Source organism: Mesorhizobium sp. M7A.F.Ca.CA.002.15.2.1 (genome assembly GCF_003998715.1).
GTDB lineage: Bacteria > Pseudomonadota > Alphaproteobacteria > Rhizobiales > Rhizobiaceae > Mesorhizobium > Mesorhizobium ciceri.
In genome coordinates this window covers 1-1,213 of the sequence record NZ_RZPI01001026.1, presented here as the reverse complement: position 1 = coordinate 1,213, position 1,213 = coordinate 1, and the positions used below count along the sequence as shown (strand labels likewise).

The 1,213-nt window shown below is 64.0% G+C and carries 1 protein-coding gene and 1 pseudogene; one reads left to right on the top strand and one right to left on the bottom strand.

The window, feature by feature from the left end:
* Positions 1-362, bottom strand: a pseudogene (locus ENZ74_RS32235) (flagellar biosynthetic protein FliO); the annotation flags it as partial.
* Positions 363-587: 225 nt separating this feature from the next.
* Here ENZ74_RS32235 and ENZ74_RS32230 point away from each other — a divergent pair.
* A partial coding sequence (locus tag ENZ74_RS32230; protein WP_127313307.1) for a PAS domain-containing protein occupies positions 588-1,213 on the top strand: 626 nt, incomplete at its 3' end.

Genomic DNA, 1,213 nt, shown 5'->3' with positions numbered 1-1,213 from the left:
CCTTCGTCGCCGGCGGCCGGAACCGGCTGCAAGCCGCCATCTCCAGTCAATGCCGGCCGGCGCGGCGCCGAAAGCCGGATATCGCGCTCGACGACGACGTCGGTCGGACCGCCGATCAGAAGCAGATGTTCGATGTCGTCGCGGCGTATCAGCACCAACCTGCGATGGCTGTCGACGGCGGTGGCATCCATGACGGCCAGTCGCGTCTTGCGGTTCCGGCCGCCGGCGACGAAGGTTCCGAATGTCAGGTTGCGCACCAGCTTGACGATGACGAGAACGATGACCAGCAGGACGAGCGCTGCAAACGTCCACAACAATGCTGCGGCATAACCGGGACCTGCCACGCTATCGAGCCATTGCATTGGTTTCCCCTGATCGCCCCTTGGAAGTGATAAGACACTAGACCGTTGCAGCGGGCCACCGCAAGTTGCGTTTCACGCTGTTGAACAGCTTGAAAAACTCCGAAGGCCGGAAGACATCATTTTTATCCGACATTTGCCGCCCAGGCCTTTTCCGGACTAGGAGAATGTGATTCAACCCGGTACGGGGCGGGTGTCGGAACACCGGAATTCACGAGCAGGGGGCACATGGCCAAGGAAGCGCGCGGCGATTTCTATCCGGTACCGATCGTCGACCAGAATACGCGACCGGGCGCGGTTACCCGGCTTATCATTTTCATCGTCGTTCTGACGGGGGCCGCGATCGTCTTCGGTCTTTTCCGCGAGCGCCTCGGCGATCCTTTCCTGCTCGGCATGCTCGGCGTGCTGGCGATGATCGGCGTCGGCTTCCTGTTCGCGACGGCGATCGGCTTCGTGCAGGTCACGCCACGCTCGACAGGCGACGAACTGTCGAAATCCTTCGTCGATTCGATGTCGCAGGGGCTTCTCGTCACCGACACCAAGGGCCGCGTCGTCTACGCCAACCGCGCCTATGCGGATATGACCGGAGCATCGTCCGCTGCCGACCTGAAGACCGTCGAGGGATTGCTCTCGGATGTCCCCGAAGCCTCGGTGACGATCTATCGCCTGGCGTCCGGCCTTCGCGACGGCCAGCCGGGCGACGGCGAGTTTAGGCTCGCACAGTCCATTCGGCCCGGTGCCGAGCCGGGCGCCCGCTGGTACCGCGCGCGCGCCCGCGCCTTCAGCGTTCCGGGCCAGCGGCTGCCGATGCTGGCCTGGCAGCTTGCCGACATCTCGCAGGAGCGGGCCGAGCA